Here is an 18,010-nt window from a genome sequence, read left to right as displayed (position 1 = left end):
ATTACAAACAAAATTCAGGGGTACTGAAATGTATAAGCATAGGAAAAAAGATTCTTACAGCGCATTTTAGCGCCATAGCAATCTTTTACTTTTAGTATGATTTTTGAAATATAGACTTTTTCAATGGTTTCGGACGGTTCCGCGACTCATATAAACATGGTTAAGAATCTGCTCCGTAAGGTGCCCTAAGTTAGCAGCGAAATATTAGGTTTAATCGCCATATAAAGCTGGGGGAAGAAAGGGGTCTTACTTTTGGCATTGCCCCAAAAGTAACAAAAGGTCTAGGCCCGAAGCCTCCAAAAGCTGAAAAGCCAGGCGGTACTCCTAAAATCCGTAAACTCGCTGCACTCAAACAGTACGAATTTCTTAACGGAATACCGCACGGCTTTTCTCCTGCGGAACGCTTTTTCCGGCAAAGGGCCGGGGGTTACGAGGATTGTCGTGGTCATCACCGTATGGAGGCGTAAATTTCTTTAAGTAGAAGTTTTGTTGCTTTACTTAAGTGTTTTTTTCTCTGCAAAAGCTGTATTTTACCATTGATTAGGAAAACTGAGTCAAGCTTAGCCCATTATCGCGAATAGCGCCCAAATCAGTGACCGCAACGAAAGTGTCGACGACAAAGTGGAAACCATCGCCGCCGCCACAGAGACGGAAAATCCGTGATACTTGGGCTTTGAATACTAAAAAAGATCCAGCTAAAATTTGTCAGTGAAGAATGGGGGGGCATAATGGGTAGTGGAGAGCAACCAGTAATTACCCAAAAGACGTGTATTGTGATTTGCAGATTTTTAGTTGGTTTCATCGCATCGAAAATTTTCCTCGGTTATTTTGATTTTTTGGCTGGAATTGCGTATATCTTTTATCCTTTTTCTGCCTTATGCTTGCTTGTAATATTTATTGGTTCTGGAAAAAAGGAATTGATAGATAATAGTATCTTAGTTTTAGGTGTGCTTGCGGTTATTTATATATTAATTCCAGTGGTAGTCGAAGCTATTTATAACAAGATGAAAAAATAAATGAATGACAGCGATAAAGGGTTGCATGGTTCGATAAATAGACGGGTCAGGCATGGACATACAATGATCCATATGAATAATGTTTAAAGGACAGGACGTTAATGTATGAAAGATAAAAAAACTAATAGTAACGAGCTAAGCTTAAAAACAAGAAAATATATATGTTTTTTTGTTTCTCTATTATTGGGTGTTATGCCTGTAGCGGTTATTGAGTATATTTCATCGGAACTACTAATATTCTGGTACATGCGAACGAATAACATTGTTTATCGGAGCGATTTGACTAACGATTATGGTTTGGGACTTTTAGGCTTACTGTTGTCTGCCGCTGTTTTTACAATATGTTTTCCAATTTCAGTTTATATTGTCTGGAAGTTGCTAAGGAAGAATATCGTATAATCTAAAAAAAGAAGGGAGGGAAAGTGTTATTATGGGAAGTCAATATGCATATGCTCCAAAGACGCCACCTGGCGTTTCTATCGACGCAAACGTAAAAGAAGCTCGTGAATATGCAGCGAGCCATAGTCGAGCGGAAGTTTATCAGTGGTTTTACGACTCGGTAAAAAATGGTGCGAGATGGGATTTCAAGCAGCTTGGTAGTGAGTATCAAGAATTCGGAAATTATCATTACGGAGTAATAGGTAATGCGCTGGAGATTCCAGAGCAAGTATTACTTCGTGCAGCAGGTTGGGCGCAGTATAGAGCAGGAACTAGTGAGTTAGGATGGGGTACTTTTTTTGGTTGTGAGCCATATGGTGATGATCCTGAAGATCAAGAGTGGATCAAGCGTGGTATACGAGATGGCATATATTTTGATAATAGTTTCTTTAAGCTAGATGGGAGTTCTTTTAGAATAAAAAGTTATGTTGATTAAACAATGACTACTATTAATGCTTCCAGAAGATGCTAAAGAGACGAGGACGGAGGTGTTGTCTCGGCAAGAACGGTGGGTGATCGTATGGGTAGTTTGTCAAATTCTCTTTTATTTTAAAATAAAGTAGTTTGCTTTACGCAGAACAAATCAAAATTGGAGGGATTATTTATGGGATTCACGTTGTCGGTAGAAAAAAATGATACGCTGTTTTTTGGCGAGGATATTATTTCTTTTATACATATAGTATTAAACGCGCCTAGTAATTCCCGTGCAAAATCTACGAATAATTACATTACGATGAATGTTGTGGGGAAGCTGCATGCGGATGATGGAAATGGGTCGAATAGCGAGACGATCAAGCTGTTCCAATGGGCCCAAATTCCAGCGGAAAATGAAGAAGCCTATCGCAGCGTAACGGCGGAGGTAATTGCTTCGGGAAAGTGTTTTCGAAAAATCACATTTAATCAAGCGTTCGTTGTCGATTATAGTGAGAGGTATACAGACACCAAAGGGATTGGCGAATTCGCAATGACCATTCGCCAGAAAATCGATAAGATCGACGAAGTGGAGGTAGACGGTGGCCTGCCGATTGGCGATGGCGCGTCTGCCGCTGTAGCTGCCGCGGCGGCCGGCACGTCAGGCGATTTTGTAAGTACAGGGTCGCAGGCGGGAGGCGCGGGGGGAGTCATGAACAATATCGGACGAGCCGCCGTCACAGCGGCGCTGAACAAAGTCGACCCGTCCGGCACAGCCGCCATTGTTGCGCAGGCCGGCTTGGACAAAAAGTAAAGAATAATGAAAATATAGCATGAGCTTTAGACAATATAAGAGACTCAACTAGCAGGGAAGCTGGCAATTTGAGTCTCTGGAAACAGCAAATCGTGCCAAAAGAAAGGAGGCACCCCATGGGAAAAGAACTGCAGGAACTCGGGCGTTTGAAAGTCGAATTCGCCAAAGAATATCTCCGGGTCAAACACATCCACATCCTGGATGAAGCCAATGAGCATGGGCACATGCAACTCACACTCATCAGTAAACGCCTGCTGACAGTGGCCGAAGTCCTCGATCTCGAAGACGCGCCGGTCAAAGTCACCGACGCGGACGGAACCAACGTATTCGTGGGCATCTGCCAAAGCGTGGGCCTTAACAATGAAGCCGACTACAGCGAACTGGTCCTCGAAGCCAAAAGCCTGAGCATACTGGCCGACCGGAAGAAAATCAGCCGTACCTTTCAAAGCACCGTCAAAACGCTAAGTGAGGTGGCCAACACCGTCATGGCGGCCTACGGCATCCAGGTGGAAGTGGCCGAAGATATCCAAATCGAGCAAATGCTCTACCAGAACGCCGAAACCGACTGGCAGTTTCTGCGGCGGATCGCCAACCAGTGCGGAGCCTACCTCTTTACCGACAGCAAATCGGATTTGCTGCGCCTCGCCGTGGGCACCTATCCCTTTGCCCGCAAAGAACTGGGGGCGGAAACCCGGAAAAAACCGGCCGACAGCGGTAAAGACATCCTGAAATACATCCAAATCCAACAAAACGTCGACGACCAGGCCGAAGCCTACCAATTTGAAACCGAAGGTAAGACAAGCTATGACCTGACCATCGGAGCAGGCTACCAGCTCGAAAGCCAAGGGGAACGAGTGCGCTGGAGCCAGCGGAGCGAAATCGTCAGCGTAGGCGAAACTGCGGAAAACCGTCTAACCCTGGCGCACCCGGAAGGCTGCCGGCCGGACAGGGAAAAAAGCGCAGGTGCGCTCAACCAAAGAGACGCCATCAAAGGGAAAATCATCCGGGTGCAGGGTACGCAAATAAAAGTACATTTTTACTGTGATGCCGAACAGGACGAAGCCACCGCCATGTGGCTGCCGTTTGAAAACACCATGAACAACTACTTCTACTCCATGCCCGATGAAGGCGACGAAGTCTTCGTCTACTACGAAAACAACGGCAAAGCCGTAGCCTTGGGGAGCCGGCGAGCCAACAGCGCGACACACGGGGACTACGTCGATCCCGCGAGTAAAATGATGAACTCGACCAATAAAATGCTCAAAATGACCCCGGGCAGCTGCGAACTGGTAGCGGCGCGGGGCGCGTACGACCAAGGGGGCGGCAACCAGGCGCTCATCCAGATGACAGACGCGGGCGGCATTGTCATCAAAAGCACCCAGGACATCCACGTCCAGGCCGACAAACGGCTCAAACTCGTAGCGGCCAAAAGCGCCATCCCCGAAGGCGAAATCACAGCGGCGCAAGCGAAATACGATGCCGGGCATACGCAGGGAGCGGCCATGTACATGGCTGGCGGCGGCAGCAAGCCCTACAACTCGGGACAGGAAATCCTCAAGCAAATTGGCAGCGACATCGCGGCCAGCTTTAGTGGCGGCGTCAAAGCCATGGCGGCAGAAATTCCGGCCTTCGTAAAAAACGTCGAAAGCATCTTCGGCGGCGGAAGCGGCGGGGGAGGAGAACCTGCGCCGGCCTCACCGGAAGAAAAAGCAGAACGACCGCCGGCCGAATCGCTCATGCTGTACGGAATGGAAAATTGCAGCCTGGGGATTGGGGCGAGTGAACTCAAACTCAGCGGCGGAGCCATCACGATCAGCACACCGGCGTTCCGGCAACTGGGCTACAACAAAAACAAGCATGACATCGTGTCTGCGCCGTCACTCTTCGACGCCGCGCTCAACGGAGTCCAGGTCCTGCTCGATATCGCCGGCTGCATCCCGGGACTCAGCGTAGTAGCCAACGGCCTGAACGCGGCCATCTCGCTGGCGCGGGGCGACTACTGCGGCGCGGCGTGCTCCCTCATAGGGTGCATCGTCCCGGGCGCGAACGTGGCGGGCAAAGGACTCAAACTGGCGGTGGCGGGTGCCAAAGTGGCCAACACGATCGCCAAAACGGCCAAAGCAGCCAAAGCCGTCCGGACCGTCGAGCGACTCATCATGGGAGCCATGGGCTTCAACGCGCTGATGCGGGCTAAAGACGGCATCAGCGACCTGGGCCGGAAAATCATAGACGGCACCTTCAGCTTTAACGACCCGGAATCGCTCAACCTGTTCTTTGATACCCTGCAAAACGTGGCGATCGTAGGCTCGGCGGCAGGACGCAGAAAAAAAGGCAGGGAAGAAAAAGGCGGCCACGAAAAGGCAGGCGGAGAAAACAAAAACGGCGGTCACAACGGACCGGATACCCAGGGACGTATACCTACAAAAGAAACCTGTCTCAAAGACCCGGTCAACGTCGTTACCGGTTCCTTCAGCCTCCGGATGACCGACCTCATCCTCAGCGACCTCGGCGAAGACTTCGTCCTCACCCGAAGCTACGAATCCTTGTACCAAAACAAACACCAGCATCTGGGCAGCCGCTGGCTGTTAAGCCTGGGCAGTCGGATTGAGCGGCGCCAAAACCAGGTCCGCATCCTCCTGCCCGACCTTCATATCGAAACTTTCGAACAACAAGACGGCATCTACCAGAACCGGCGCGGCGGCGACCGGTCGCTCGTACTCACCGAAGAAAAACACGGCTACCGCCTTCAATTCATCCGGGAAAAGAAAACCTGGGACTACAACGAATTCGGACGGCTGACTGCCATCACGGACAAGAACGGCAACCGGGTGAAAATCGAATACACCGGCTCCTTTATCAGCCAAGTCACTTTGGCTAACGGACACACATTGCAGTTTACCTATGAAAATGACAAACTGACACAAATCCGCGACATGCTTGGACGGAACATCCGCTACCGTTACCAGGGCGAACTCCTCACCGAAGTCACTTACCCTAACGATGGGACTGTTACATACGAATACACCGACCAGGGCTTTATCGCGGCCATCACCGACCAGAACGGTCAGCGCTACGTTGCCAACCAATACGACGGCCAGGGGCGTGTCATCCGGCAAACGCTCGCAAACGGAGCCGAAACGCTCTTCTTTTACCAGGAACAGGACCGGATGACCACCGTCACCCAGCCGCACAACGGGGAGCGCACCTGCTACTATTACAACCGGCGCCATCTTGTAGAAACCATCCGCTACGCTGACGGAACGACAGAAGAAACCAAGTACGACGACAAAGAAAACATCCTCTGGCAAAAAGACCGGTGCGGTAATGAAACCCGCTACACCTACAACGAAGAAAGCCAAATTACGGCTGAAATATGGCCCAACGGACTCATCCATACCCTTGAATACGACGCGGCCGGCCGGAAAATCGCCGAAAGCGACACCAGCGGAGTCGACATCCGCTACCGTTACGACGAAAGAGGCAATCTGGTGGAAGTCAAAAACCGGATCGAAGGCGAACGCTGGCAAACCGTCCGCTACGCCTATGATGCCAAAGGAAGAATGGTCAGCTACACTGACGGAAGCGGCAACCTGACAACCTATGACTATGCCGAAGGCCAAAACAAACCCCAAAGCGTCACCACCGCCGAAGGTGATAGATTCACCTACCAATATGACGCTGCAGGCCGGCTGATGGCGGTAGAAAGCGTTCTGGGAAGAAAAGAATACGGCTACAATCATCTCGACTACCGGACGCTCGTCATCGACGCACTCGGCAACACCTGGAAAAACGACTATGACAAGCTGGGAAACCGGATCAAAGAAATCCGGCCCAACCAGTACCACGAGAAAAGCCACAGCGGCCCAGGCTGGCGCTACATCCACGACGCCCTTGACAAACTCGTGGCTACCATCGACCCCCTCGGCAACACCGTAGCGACCATCCGGGACGCCGAAGAAAACATCGTCAAAGAAATCCATCCCAACACCTACGACGAACCTAGCCAAGACGTAACGGGCATTGAAAACGAATATGACAGCGACAACCGTAAAATCAAGATCCGCTACCCCGATGGCGGTATTGAGCGGCTACAGTACGACGCCAACGGCAATATCGTCAAAAAAATTCTGCCTGAAAACTACAACGAAACCACCGACGACGGACCGGGCTACACCTATGCCTACGATGAGAGGAGCCGTCTCACAAAAATCACGGGCCCCGGAGGCGTAGTAGAAAAAGCCTACGTCTATGACCTGGCCGGCAATATCGTAAAAGAAATCGACGCACAAAGCTACCTGGAAGGGGCCACCGACGAAACCCGGCCGGGCATTCTCTACCACTACAACTGCCTGGCCTGGCTGACCGAAAAAAGAATCCCGGTCGGGAAAACCGCCGGAACGCTTCGCTACCAGACTACCCAGTATAAATACGACAACGCCGGCAATGTGATCGAAGAGCGAAGACTCCTCGACGAACAGGACGAAACCAGCGCCAGTGGCCGGGTGCTCAGCCTCCACTTTGCCTACGATAAACAAAACCGGCTCAAAGAAGTCAAAGACAACACCGGCGCAACCATCGAATACGGCTACAACTGTCTCAGTCAACGAACCTACGAAAAGCGGAAAATCAACGAAACCGCCTACCAGATGCTGCGCTACCACTACGATGCGGCGGGCAGACTCATCGAAATCGAGCAGCGCGCCGACCGGGAAGGCAGCGGCGACTTCACCGCCCGGACCAAATACCAACTGGACAGCACCGGCAACGTCATCAAAACCACAACTCCGGCCGGCTATTGCGTCGAGCGCCAATACGACGCTGCCGACCGCTTGATCGCCGAAATCCACAAAGACAAAGAAAACGGCATCGAAAACAAGACGGAAATCACCTACGACAAGGCCGGCAACATCATAAAAATCCAAGACGGCAACGGTGCCGAAGAAAGCTACGAATACGACCTCCTGAACCGGGAGACCCAACACACCGGCAAAAATGGCGGCGTAACAAGGACCGTCTATGACAAAAACGGGCGCATCACAAGAAGGATACTGCCCAACGAATACCAAACCAAAGGCAAGGACGGCCACGGCTATCGCTACACCTATGACCCCCAGGGCCGGGTCATCACCGTCCTCGCGCCCGACGGCAGCGTACTGGAGACCAACAGCTATGACAAAGCGGGCCGGCTTGTGCAAAAACGCGACGCGACCCAAAGCGGCGTCGACTACGCATACGACCTGGCGGGCCGGATACAAACCATCCGCACGCCGGGAGGAGCCAGCCAGTCCTACCAATACGACGCCCAGGGCAACATTATCGGCGTCAGCGACGGCAACCAGAATAAAACGGAATACAAGCTGGACAAATGGGGCAGAATTACCGAAATCGTCAAAGCCGACGGCAGCCGGGAATATTACGGCTACGACTACGCTGGAAACATCACCGAAACCACCGACGGCGAAGGGAATACCATTCGCTACGAATACAACCTCATCAACAAGCTGAAGGAAATCACCGACCCCACCGGCCAAACCGACACCTTCCACTACGACGCCCAAGGCCGGCTCAAACGCCATACCGACCGCAACGGCAACCAGGTTGAGTACCGCTACAACATCTATGACGCCCTGACCGAAAAATTAGAACGCTCCAGCGGCCTAAGAGAAATGTACGAATACCACCCCGACGGCAAGCTCAAAGCCGCCATCGCCCAGGGCATGCGCTACGGCTATCGCTACTACGCCGATGGAAGGCTACAGGAGAAAGCGGCCAGTGGCCGAAGATTGCTCTCGTACGAATATGACCTGAATGGCAACAAGATCAGGCAGACTGATGTTATCGGCAAAACGACGGAGTATATCTATACGGCAACAGACCTTCTACAGGAAATCCGTGACGAAAGACAAAGTATCGTCCAATTCACCCATAACGCCGACGGGACGCTGAAAGAAGCCCTTCGTGCCAACGGAATGCGGACAAGCTACGGCTACGACATAGATAAGAACATCAGCGGGCTGCATATCGACATGAACGGCCAAACACTGGCGCAAAACCACTACCACTACGACGGCAATGGCAATCGGACAGTCAAAGAACAACTCCGGGGTACAACCCACTACACCTATGACGGCCTGAACCGGCTGGCGCAAGTCCAGTACCCGGACTACGGCGAAGAATTGTTCTACGACAAGGCTGGCAACCGCAGCCGGCGCATAGTAAACGGCATAGAAGAACAATATACTTATGATGCTAGAAATCGCCTGACTAGCCATACCAAGCAGGGCCAAACAGCGCAGTACACCTATGACAAGGCTGGCAACCTGCTCAGCGACGAGGACAAACAGTATACCTACGACAGCTTCAACCGGACAACCAGAGTGGAGACGAAAGACGGCCAAAACCAAATCAACCGCTATGACGCCGAAGGACTGCGGTACGAGCTGGAAGAAAACGCTAAGCTGGTGCAGTTCATCTTCAACGAGAACCGGGAAGTGGTCTTGGAAGAGACGGACCAAGACCAAAAACGCTTGATCCGCAGCTTCGAGCTGTGGGCCAGCGAATGCACGCAGGAAAAAACGTGGTATCACTATGCAAGCGACGAACAGGGGAGTATTATATTTGTAACGGATGAAGCTGAGGCAAAGAATCGCTACGAATACGACGCCTGGGGCAATGCGGTCGTCTGCGAAGAACAGGTAGATAACCGCTACCGGTACACAGGCCAGCAGTACGATCCGGTGACCCAGCAGTATTACCTGCGGGCAAGGTATTACAATCCTGTTATTGCAAGATTTACTCAGGAGGATGAATACCGAGGCGATGGGCTGAACCTGTATGCATACTGCGCCAATAACCCGGTGGTGTATTATGACCCGAGCGGGTATGCGTGCGAACAAAAAGATGTAAATAGACAAGACCGACACGAAACGCCTGAGAATACGTCGAACCCCAATCAGCTGAGGAAACCGGAGGCTGATGTATCTGAGGGGTCGAGTAAAGCTAGGATTATACCTGGAGAGGAAGGAATAGTTACTGGAGGAAACTCTACTAAGCTGGGTAAAAATATGCTGGAGTCAATGGGAGTGAGTCGCTCAACTAAATGGAGTGGTTATCAAGCGCAGCACGTTATACCAGCTGAAATGGCAAATAATCCTGTAATTAAAAAGATAGGGATGAATCTTGATGATGCTTCAAATGGTATTTTTCTTAGAATACCAGATAAGGGTATAAGTACAATGTCAAGGCACCAAGGATATCATTCCGTTTATAATGAGGTAGTGGAAAGACAATTAAGTACGATGGATGCAAGTCAAAGCGTTGGAGTATTACAAAAACAGGTTTATGATTTACAGCAAAATTTAAAACATCTTCAGAAACAAGGATTGCCGTTATATCCAAGTCAAGGAGCAACAGTAGAACTGTGGGAAAGGCAATTAGGTAAATTATAGTAGTAAAATAACGGTGGCATATTTTCAAGGAAGATATTGTATTTTAGAAAAAGGATGGTGAGTTTATTTAATGGATGATGCTGAATATAGATGGTTACAAGATATTTTATATGAGGAGGATATAGATGTAGTAAGAAAAGAGATTGAAAGAATGGATAATTCTATATTACTTCATATTTTTGCTGGTAATTATAACTGGAATAATGGTTTTGATATTCCTAATATCATTATTAATAATGATAATTGTGATTTAGGAACGGCACTTTTATTATTTTATAGTGCTGATGGTTATCGCATGTTAGAAGATGAACAGGGGTTTATATCATCTAATTCGACTAAATGGAAAGAATTTTTAATAGATTTATACGATAAAATAACAAATAATAAATTTAACCTGCAAAATATTGCTTTTAATCCACCGTTAACTAAGATACAAATATTGAAACTCAAAAAGAAGAGAAGCGATATTCCAAGTATACTTTTAGAAGTATTAAATGGAAATGAGGTGAAAATTCCTAAATTATAAATAGAATTAAAGAAATGGTAAGGGGCTATCGCCAAGATTCCCAGTAATGTCAAGAGGTCAACGGACAAAAATCCGTTGACCTCTTTTTCTCTCAGGTGTCGCCTCATGATTAAAATTGAACTAGATAATATCACCTATTGATAATCCATGAAAATCAAATCTCGTGAATCAGAATGACTTCGACTCATTCCCACCACAAAGCGGACAGCTACCCCCATATCCATTACCGCAGTCTTGGCAGTATTGCAGTAACTACTCACCCGTCGGTAGTTCTCTAGATTCCTTTTTAAATACTTGCATAGCATTGATTGGACTATAAAAGAATACTCCATAGCATGATATTGGTGCCATGTTCAATAAAGTAACATGCTCGCTTAAGATTAGTCAGGGGAGAACCGTATCATTGGCTAACAGCCTATATATTGGATAATTCGTTATCCCTTTTCGATCCTCTTCTGGCAGTTCGGTCAGCATCTTTTTGGCAGCATCATCTTCGCCCAACAAAATCGAAATGGCGCACTTGATTACTTCATTTTGCTTTCTCTTATTTTTTAAAGCAACTAAGGCAGCAATTTCATCATTAGTTAAGGGGCGCTGGCGTTTGATTACCTGAAATTTATTTATTATAGTAACCGGGTCTTTACTTTCGATAGCAACAGCCATATCATGGGCAAATTGTAGTAATTCCTTATCTTTCTTTGTCTGGGAATCATAAGCGGTAATTATTTTTAACAGCATGATGGTGGTGCTTATTGGATGAGCACCTGCTACTCTTATTTCAGCGTTTCTATCGTCGGGCTTCATCGACTTTATTGAATTTAGCACAGTAGTAAAAAACATGGGGACAGGGAATTTGTTTCAGAATAAGAAAGAATGATAAAGGTATGAAACAAAGTCCCTGTCCCTTTGTTTCTATGACGCCCTGACCGAAAAATTAGAACGCTCCAGCGGCCTAAGAGAAATGTATGAATACCACCCCGACGGCAAGCTCAAAGCCGCCATCTCCCAGGGCATGCGCTACGGCTATCGCTACTACGCCGATGGAAGGCTACAGGAGAAAGCGGCCAGCGGCCGAAGATTGCTCTCGTACGAATATGACCTGAATGGCAACAAGATCAGGCAGACTGATGTTACCGGCAAAACGACGGAATATACCTATAATTCCCTTGACTTGCTGACAGACCTATACGAAAATGGAAATAGAATTGCAGGCTATGACTATAACCCGGATGGAACAATACAAGCCCTGCAGAATGGCGCAGCCCTGCGGACAAGCTATGCCTATGACGCTGATAAAAATATTGTCGGCTTAGAGGTTCTACTGAACGGCAAGCCGATAGTGCAGAATCGGTATGCGTACGACGGCAACGGCAACCGGACTCATAAAGAGCAGCATAACGGCCTGACCAGCTATCAATACGACAACCTCAACCAGGTGGTCAAGGTGGAATACCCCGCGTGCTCTGAGGAACTGTTCTATGACAAAGCCGGCAACCGCAGCCGGCGCATAATAAATGGCATAGAAGAACAATATAGCTACGACGCCAGAAACCGCCTGACTTCCCTGGAACGGGAAGGTGCGGGCATACCGTATCAGTACGACAAAGCCGGAAACTTACTCCATGACGGCGATAAGCGATACAGTTACGACGGCTTCAACCGGACAACCAAAGTGGAAACTGTCGACGGTCAAACACAAGTGAACCGCTATGACGCCGAAGGACTGCGCTATGAGATGGAAGAGAACGGGCGCCTAGTACAGTTTATGGGAAGACATGGGGACGGCAGACCGTGTGAAAAGCAGCAAAAATAATTACATAAATCTACAAATATGATAAAATATAGATATAAATTCAGATAATGAAGAGGTGGATTTATGGGCTATATAAAAGGCGAAGAAAGAACCCAATCCATATTATTTCCTGAAAGCATAGATGACTATATTAGTGAAGAGAATTCGGTTCGTGTCATAGAAGAATATGTAGAGCAGCTTGATATGAAACAACTTGAATTTAAAAAAGTTCTTTGCTCATCCACGGGAAGACCGCCATATAATCCCAGAGATCTGCTGAAACTATATCTCTATGGATATCTTAACAGAGTACGATCCTCTCGAAGGTTGGAACAGGAAGCCGCAAGAAATATTGAAGTAATTTGGCTTTTGAAGAAATTAAAGCCCGATTTTAAAACAATCGCCGACTTCAGAAAAGATAATAAAAAAGCATTGAAATTAGTGTTTAGAGAGTTTTCTAAGCTTTGCGACCAATGGGACTTATTTGGTAAAGAATTAGTTGCCATTGATGGTTCAAAGTTTCGGGCATGTAATTCAAAACGTAACAACTATAGTACAAAAAAACTAGAACGAAATATAAAACATATTGATGAAAAAATAGAAAAATACATGCAGGAACTAGAGGATGGCGATCTGGTCGAAGCCTCTGATAGGAAGCCAACTGCCCAAGAAATAGAGAAAAGAATCCAAGAACTTAAGAGCCGCAAGCAAAAATATGAAACCTATCAAAAACAGCTTATTCAAAGCGAAAAGAATGAAATATCAACTACTGATCCAGATGCACGACTCATGTGCAACAATAATAACAATGTAGATGTAAGTTATAATGTGCAAACGACAGTAGATGCCAAGCATAAACTAATTGCAGATTTTAAAGTAACGCAGAAGCCAAACGATTTAGGAGAATTAGATAATATGGCACTTCGCGCCAAAAAGTTATTTGGTGGTAAAGATTTTGAGGCATTGGCTGACAAGGGATACTACAAAGCAAGTGATCTTAAAAAATGCGTAGAGAATGGAATCACTCCTTATGTTACCAAACAAATCTATTCGAATGGAACAGGAGATAAGGACTTTTACACTGATAAATTTCAATATGATAAAGATAAAAAGATATATATTTGCCCTGCTGGCAAAGAACTTTATTATTATAGGAACAGAACGAGAAAAGATAAAGGAATCATTGGTCCCGAATACAGGAATTATGAGGCTTGTAAAAATTGCGAATGTAAGACACGTTGTACCAAAAGCAAAAAAGGCCGGACTATATGCCGCCATGTTGATCAAGATTTTCTAGACACCATTGATTTAGCGGTAGAACTCAATATGGAAAAATACAAACAACGTCAGATGATTGTAGAACATCCATTTGGAACGATAAAGAGAAGCTGGGGAGCCTATTACTTTCTTACGAAAAGAAAGGCTTCCGTCAGCGCTGAAATCTCGTTGTCTTTTTTGGCGTATAACCTAAAACGAGTAATGAATATACTTGGAATCAAGGAGTTAATAAGACGATTACAGGAAAAACGGCAACCAGTACTTGCATAAAAGTACTGATTTTCTTTTTTATAAAACTCTTGAGCTAGTTAGAATCTATTTTGTTGGTGCAGTCTAGAATTTGGGCTGTTTTCAGTAACATAGGGATTACTTTTCACACGGTCTGACGGTGGTAGTGTCTTATACGACGCCGGTGGCAACCTCGTCAATAGAAAAACATGGGGACAGGGACTTTGTTTCAGAATAAGAAAGAATGATAAAGGTATGAAACAAAGTCCCTGTCCCTTTGTTTCTGCAAGTATGACACTAGCGGTGGTTTTAAAAACAATAGATATGCAGATGTTGTAGCATTAGATAGTCAAGGTAGGGTTGTGGAAATTAATCAAGTAGGAAGGAGTACTAAAAAATACGGTTCTCCAGTATCTAGAGAAAGAAAGGCTATTAGAGATATTAGAGGGTCAAAAGATTATAATGGAGCTAGAATAAAATATCATCCATATGATAAGTAGAAGGAGGAAAAATGGGTAAGCAAATTAATTTCCTTATGGATAAGGAAACGGAAGAGAAGTTCTTTGAATTTGTTAGAAAAGATGGAGTTGTGCTATTTGAAGGAGATAATGAGTTGCCGCAAATAATAGATGCACTACCTGAACCATTTTCAGGAAAGGGATGGTTCTCAGTATATATCTATAATGAAAAATTTGGGCAGTATATTATTTCTGAAACAAAAAAAGGAATAAAGTATATAGATTCTATTAAGTCACCTGTAATAGAATTTAACAGGACCATTGTTAGAGAAGGTACTAAAGAAGTTTCAAGAGGAAGATTGTGGGTTGAGACTAAGTTCTATAATGACAATGGAGAAGAAATCTTAAAAGATAGTGGTTTAGATGAATGGTATAAATATTTATGCAAATGGATAAGAAAAAATGTACCTAAATTGGAGATATCTAACAATGGTAGAGAGTATAAAGAATATATATCTAAATCAGTTACTCAGCTTTTAGAGCAGGGATATAAAATAGTATAATTTAATGAGATAGCAGAATGGGGCAGCGGGACAAATTTCTTGTTCCGTTCTGTCAAGGGGACGGGATATCAACAATTTCCAGTAATTTCAAAGGTCAGCGGACAACAAAAATCCATTGGCCTCTTTTTCTCTCAGGTGTTTGTCTCGTGAATAATTAACAATTGGACAATATTATCTATTAAATCGTCGTTTTCAGTGATTCTGAGTCACCTGAAAGATTAACTGAGGTCGAACCAGGAGTATGGCTTGACCTAGGTCCCCAAAGATAGTTTAGAAGGGAAGAGAGAAGATGATAACTTCAAAAATAAAAGAACTTATGGATAATAACAATATTCTTTTCTCCGTTATAGCAAACTTAGATAACGATCAAGTGAAGATGCTTGGACATAAAGAAAAATTAAATCATATAGATTTATTTAATACTTTATTTGGTGATAAAAACTCTATAAAGGCATTGAATGATTCATTAGAAGGACAATTAATGCCTAGCATATGGGGACAAGGGGAAGTGTCTTGTATCGTGTGTAAACCCGTAAATAACATCTTAGTTGGATTATTCTTTCATGATACTAGAGAACCGATTGAAGCATATCGCTTTAGTAAAGAAATGAATAAGCAAATAGAATTAATATGGAATGTAAAGTTAGAATGAGTTAGATGACAGTTCCTTGTCACGGAATGGGATGAAAATCTGTTAAAAGTGTTAAAGGGGAATACCGCTAACCTTCCTATAATGTCAAAAGGTCAACGGACAAAAATCCGTTGACCTTCTTTTCAGTTTGCCCAGAATGGGCAATAACTTGGTGGTGAAAGTCCACTACAGGCTTGGCAGTAGGAACTGTTAGCAGAGGACAAAGGAAATAAGAGAACACTGGAAACAACGAGGTAGTGAATATATTCTGCCAGGAGAAGGAATTTGATAATTAAGGAGGGATGATATAATGACAAAGAATGAAATTGAGTCAATTCTAGATAAAATTTTAGAGGAAGAAGGAATGCAACTAGATTCTCCAACTTCAGGGGACTGGGATGTGTTGAGAATAAAGTTCAATTGTGAGTTTGGTGATGAATTTAAATCTTTTATTGAGTTAATGTCAACCTATATTTTTCCGGGTGATATATTCAATGTATCAACTGGGAGAACAAACGGGAACGATAGCATTGAACTAGTATATGATTTTGAAATGAAAGGTGGTAACTGGAATCCAAAGATGATGCCATTCTATGGTATAGGAAATGGTGACTATTTTTGTCTGAATTCAGATGAAAACCCATCTTCACCTGTGTACTATTACTATCATGAGGATTCTCGCGTGGAAAAGTATGCTGACACATTTGAAGAATGGATTAGAGATTTACCTGATTTTCTCGAATAAAACTGGACATTGGAGACGTTGTATATATATCTTACAAGGGACAGGGACTTTGTTTCAGAATAAGAAAGAATGATAAAGGTATGAAACAAAGTCCCTGTCCCTTTGTTTCCATAATTACCTGACTGCCGCACAGATGGATCCATCCCACAATAAGCCACCAGCTGTTTGGCATTAGTAAACCGATTGATGTCGCCAATTTCTCCCAAGATCATTGACGCCAAAGTAAATCCTATTCCAGGTATGCTTTTCAACAAGGTGAATTCAGGTATTTGCTTTGCTACTTCGTTAATCTGATCATCAAGAGTTTTGAGCTGCTTATCGATAAATAGCATTCCATTCGCATAAAATAGGACGGTAGTAACATGGGCTGTTAAGTCAATCCCCGTAACTTGAGCATCCCTAGCACATTCCAACAAGGCTTCATACTTCTTCTTCCCGTAAATTTTACCTTGTCTTGGTAAGGTTTCTAATAGCAATAGGATTGCTTGTTGATTTGCCTCCTTTAACCATTCTGCTGGAGAGGTAAATGTGGTGAGTAGTGTAAGAGCGGTTAATGATGCAGGATTTAGGACTTTAGGAAACAAGGGTGCGATTTGTTCGATAGCAGCAACCAATTGATTTAAAAGCGTGGTTCGTTGAGATGCAAGGTGATATCTGGTTCTAGTCAAGATCTTCAAATTTGCGAATGTATCACTGGGGATATAGGTCGGATGGAAATCCTGAAGAAAGAGTAATTTAGCTAATTCAAATGCGTCAACGGAGTCGGTTTTGACTTTTCTTACGAGGGAATTTTTGATAGAATGAGAAATGAGGGGATTGATGAGGAAGACTTCGAACCCCTGTTTTAAGAAAAAGTGGACGATACGTGCTGAGTAGTGACCCGTGGATTCTAGGGAGATGACCGGTTTACTACGAAACGTTTCTCCCACTTTTTTTATTTGCTCCAGAGCACAGAGAAGGCCTTGCTTGGTGTTTAGGGTTTTGAAGGGCTTCAAAAAGGGTGTACCGTTAGGAGAGGCGGCAGCGTAAAAACAAAAATCCTTGGCAACATCAATACCAATAACTGGGCAGTTTGTGATCATAGCATTTTCAACCTCCAGAAAAAATAGAATTGAAGGATTATCCATTTCAATTTCAAAGATTACATCCTTGCGCGTGAAGCGGGAATAGAAGATCCCAACCAGCTAAAACGTAAATGCTTTGGAATGGATGAATTGTCTCGCGTATGGGTATAGAAAGAATCCTCCCTGGGACAGGGACATTCATATCCTTCCATCCCATTATACACAAAAGCCGATTGTTCGGAGTTTTTCTAATCCCTTATGGATAACCCTTCTGTACTATATAGTGTCTTAAAAATGTATCACTGCATTTTAAGTTTTAGTATAGTAGAGTATATGTATCAAGGTTAATAAGACAGAATCACCTCTCCCACGTCTTTACAGGAGATGGTAAGTTCCTGTAAGAATTTCTTTGCCGTCTTTCCTTTCTAAGGTGAGACGGTTCTTTTTGTTGAATGTATTTTAATATATTTGGTAATCTATACCTTTTGCTAGACGTAATAACTTTTAAAACGATTTATCCTATAAAAAAGGGCATTGGAGTAGAGCAAGATAAATCTAAAAGGACGAAGTTTATCTATTAGCAATATCTAGGCGGAGT

The 18,010-nt window shown here is 45.0% G+C and carries 13 protein-coding genes; 11 read left to right on the top strand and 2 right to left on the bottom strand.

The window, feature by feature from the left end; genetic code table 11:
* Positions 1-728: 728 nt before the first annotated feature.
* The 6 genes from LMF89_RS00235 (at position 729) to LMF89_RS00210 (ending at position 10,653) form a co-directional block, all read left to right on the top strand.
* Entirely contained in the window at positions 729-1,016 is a 288-nt protein-coding gene (locus LMF89_RS00235; protein ID WP_229533335.1) for a hypothetical protein, read from the top strand.
* A 105-nt stretch (positions 1,017-1,121) separates the two neighbouring features.
* Entirely contained in the window at positions 1,122-1,415 is a 294-nt protein-coding gene (locus tag LMF89_RS00230; protein ID WP_229533334.1) for a hypothetical protein, read from the top strand.
* A gap of 31 nt (positions 1,416-1,446) precedes the next feature.
* The gene (locus LMF89_RS00225) at positions 1,447-1,890 is read left to right on the top strand and encodes a polymorphic toxin type 44 domain-containing protein (RefSeq protein ID WP_229533333.1); all 444 of its coding nucleotides are present in this window, start codon (positions 1,447-1,449) and stop codon (positions 1,888-1,890) included.
* 168 nt (positions 1,891-2,058) lie between these two features.
* A complete protein-coding gene (locus LMF89_RS00220) occupies positions 2,059-2,679 on the top strand; it encodes a hypothetical protein (protein ID WP_229533332.1) in 621 nt (206 codons plus the stop codon).
* Positions 2,680-2,795: 116 nt separating this feature from the next.
* Positions 2,796-10,127, top strand: coding sequence for an RHS repeat-associated core domain-containing protein (locus LMF89_RS00215; protein WP_229533331.1), 7,332 nt, complete (start codon positions 2,796-2,798; stop codon positions 10,125-10,127).
* Between the two features lie 70 nt (positions 10,128-10,197).
* Positions 10,198-10,653, top strand: coding sequence for a DUF4274 domain-containing protein (locus tag LMF89_RS00210; RefSeq protein WP_229533330.1), 456 nt, complete (start codon positions 10,198-10,200; stop codon positions 10,651-10,653).
* A 384-nt stretch (positions 10,654-11,037) separates the two neighbouring features.
* On the opposite strand, the gene LMF89_RS00205 is transcribed toward LMF89_RS00210, so the two are convergent.
* Positions 11,038-11,478, bottom strand: a complete 441-nt coding sequence (locus LMF89_RS00205) for a hypothetical protein (protein WP_229533329.1) — start codon at positions 11,476-11,478, stop codon at positions 11,038-11,040.
* A 136-nt stretch (positions 11,479-11,614) separates the two neighbouring features.
* Here LMF89_RS00205 and LMF89_RS00200 point away from each other — a divergent pair, with 136 nt between their 5' ends.
* The 5 genes from LMF89_RS00200 (at position 11,615) to LMF89_RS00180 (ending at position 16,348) form a co-directional block, all read left to right on the top strand.
* A complete protein-coding gene (locus LMF89_RS00200; protein ID WP_229533328.1) occupies positions 11,615-12,466 on the top strand; it encodes an RHS repeat domain-containing protein in 852 nt (283 codons plus the stop codon).
* Positions 12,467-12,529: 63 nt separating this feature from the next.
* A complete protein-coding gene (locus LMF89_RS00195; RefSeq protein ID WP_229533327.1) occupies positions 12,530-13,993 on the top strand; it encodes an IS1182 family transposase in 1,464 nt (487 codons plus the stop codon).
* 469 nt (positions 13,994-14,462) lie between these two features.
* Positions 14,463-14,972 (top strand): hypothetical protein, encoded by a 510-nt coding sequence (locus tag LMF89_RS00190; RefSeq protein ID WP_229533326.1) that lies wholly within the window; start codon positions 14,463-14,465, stop codon positions 14,970-14,972.
* Between the two features lie 289 nt (positions 14,973-15,261).
* A complete protein-coding gene (locus tag LMF89_RS00185; protein ID WP_229533325.1) occupies positions 15,262-15,624 on the top strand; it encodes a hypothetical protein in 363 nt (120 codons plus the stop codon).
* A gap of 289 nt (positions 15,625-15,913) precedes the next feature.
* The gene (locus tag LMF89_RS00180) at positions 15,914-16,348 is read left to right on the top strand and encodes an SMI1/KNR4 family protein (protein WP_229533324.1); all 435 of its coding nucleotides are present in this window, start codon (positions 15,914-15,916) and stop codon (positions 16,346-16,348) included.
* Here the strand turns inward: LMF89_RS00180 and LMF89_RS00175 are convergent.
* Positions 16,270-17,430, bottom strand: a complete 1,161-nt coding sequence (locus LMF89_RS00175) for an IS110 family RNA-guided transposase (protein WP_229533323.1) — start codon at positions 17,428-17,430, stop codon at positions 16,270-16,272. The two genes, LMF89_RS00180 and LMF89_RS00175, sit on opposite strands and share 79 nt — an antisense overlap.
* Positions 17,431-18,010: the final 580 nt, after the last annotated feature.

Origin of the sequence: Pelosinus baikalensis, assembly GCF_020819555.1 — a bacterium.
Taxonomy (GTDB): domain Bacteria; phylum Bacillota; class Negativicutes; order DSM-13327; family DSM-13327; genus Pelosinus; species Pelosinus baikalensis.
The sequence above is the reverse complement of the archived record's forward strand: the minus strand, read 5'-3'. Positions and strand labels throughout refer to the sequence as shown.

Excerpts from the sequence above, each read along its gene's own strand:
- LMF89_RS00235 (WP_229533335.1), top strand. The coding sequence starts at position 729 with ATGGGTAGTGGAGAGCAACCAGTAATTACCCAAAAGACGTGTATTGTG.
- LMF89_RS00230 (WP_229533334.1), top strand. The coding sequence starts at position 1,122 with ATGAAAGATAAAAAAACTAATAGTAACGAGCTAAGCTTAAAAACAAGA.
- LMF89_RS00225 (WP_229533333.1), top strand. The coding sequence starts at position 1,447 with ATGGGAAGTCAATATGCATATGCTCCAAAGACGCCACCTGGCGTTTCT.
- LMF89_RS00220 (WP_229533332.1), top strand. The coding sequence starts at position 2,059 with ATGGGATTCACGTTGTCGGTAGAAAAAAATGATACGCTGTTTTTTGGC.
- LMF89_RS00215 (WP_229533331.1), top strand. The coding sequence starts at position 2,796 with ATGGGAAAAGAACTGCAGGAACTCGGGCGTTTGAAAGTCGAATTCGCC.
- LMF89_RS00210 (WP_229533330.1), top strand. The coding sequence starts at position 10,198 with ATGGATGATGCTGAATATAGATGGTTACAAGATATTTTATATGAGGAG.
- LMF89_RS00200 (WP_229533328.1), top strand. The coding sequence starts at position 11,615 with ATGTATGAATACCACCCCGACGGCAAGCTCAAAGCCGCCATCTCCCAG.
- LMF89_RS00195 (WP_229533327.1), top strand. The coding sequence starts at position 12,530 with ATGGGCTATATAAAAGGCGAAGAAAGAACCCAATCCATATTATTTCCT.
- LMF89_RS00190 (WP_229533326.1), top strand. The coding sequence starts at position 14,463 with ATGGGTAAGCAAATTAATTTCCTTATGGATAAGGAAACGGAAGAGAAG.
- LMF89_RS00185 (WP_229533325.1), top strand. The coding sequence starts at position 15,262 with ATGATAACTTCAAAAATAAAAGAACTTATGGATAATAACAATATTCTT.
- LMF89_RS00180 (WP_229533324.1), top strand. The coding sequence starts at position 15,914 with ATGACAAAGAATGAAATTGAGTCAATTCTAGATAAAATTTTAGAGGAA.
- LMF89_RS00175 (WP_229533323.1), bottom strand. The coding sequence starts at position 17,430 with ATGATCACAAACTGCCCAGTTATTGGTATTGATGTTGCCAAGGATTTT.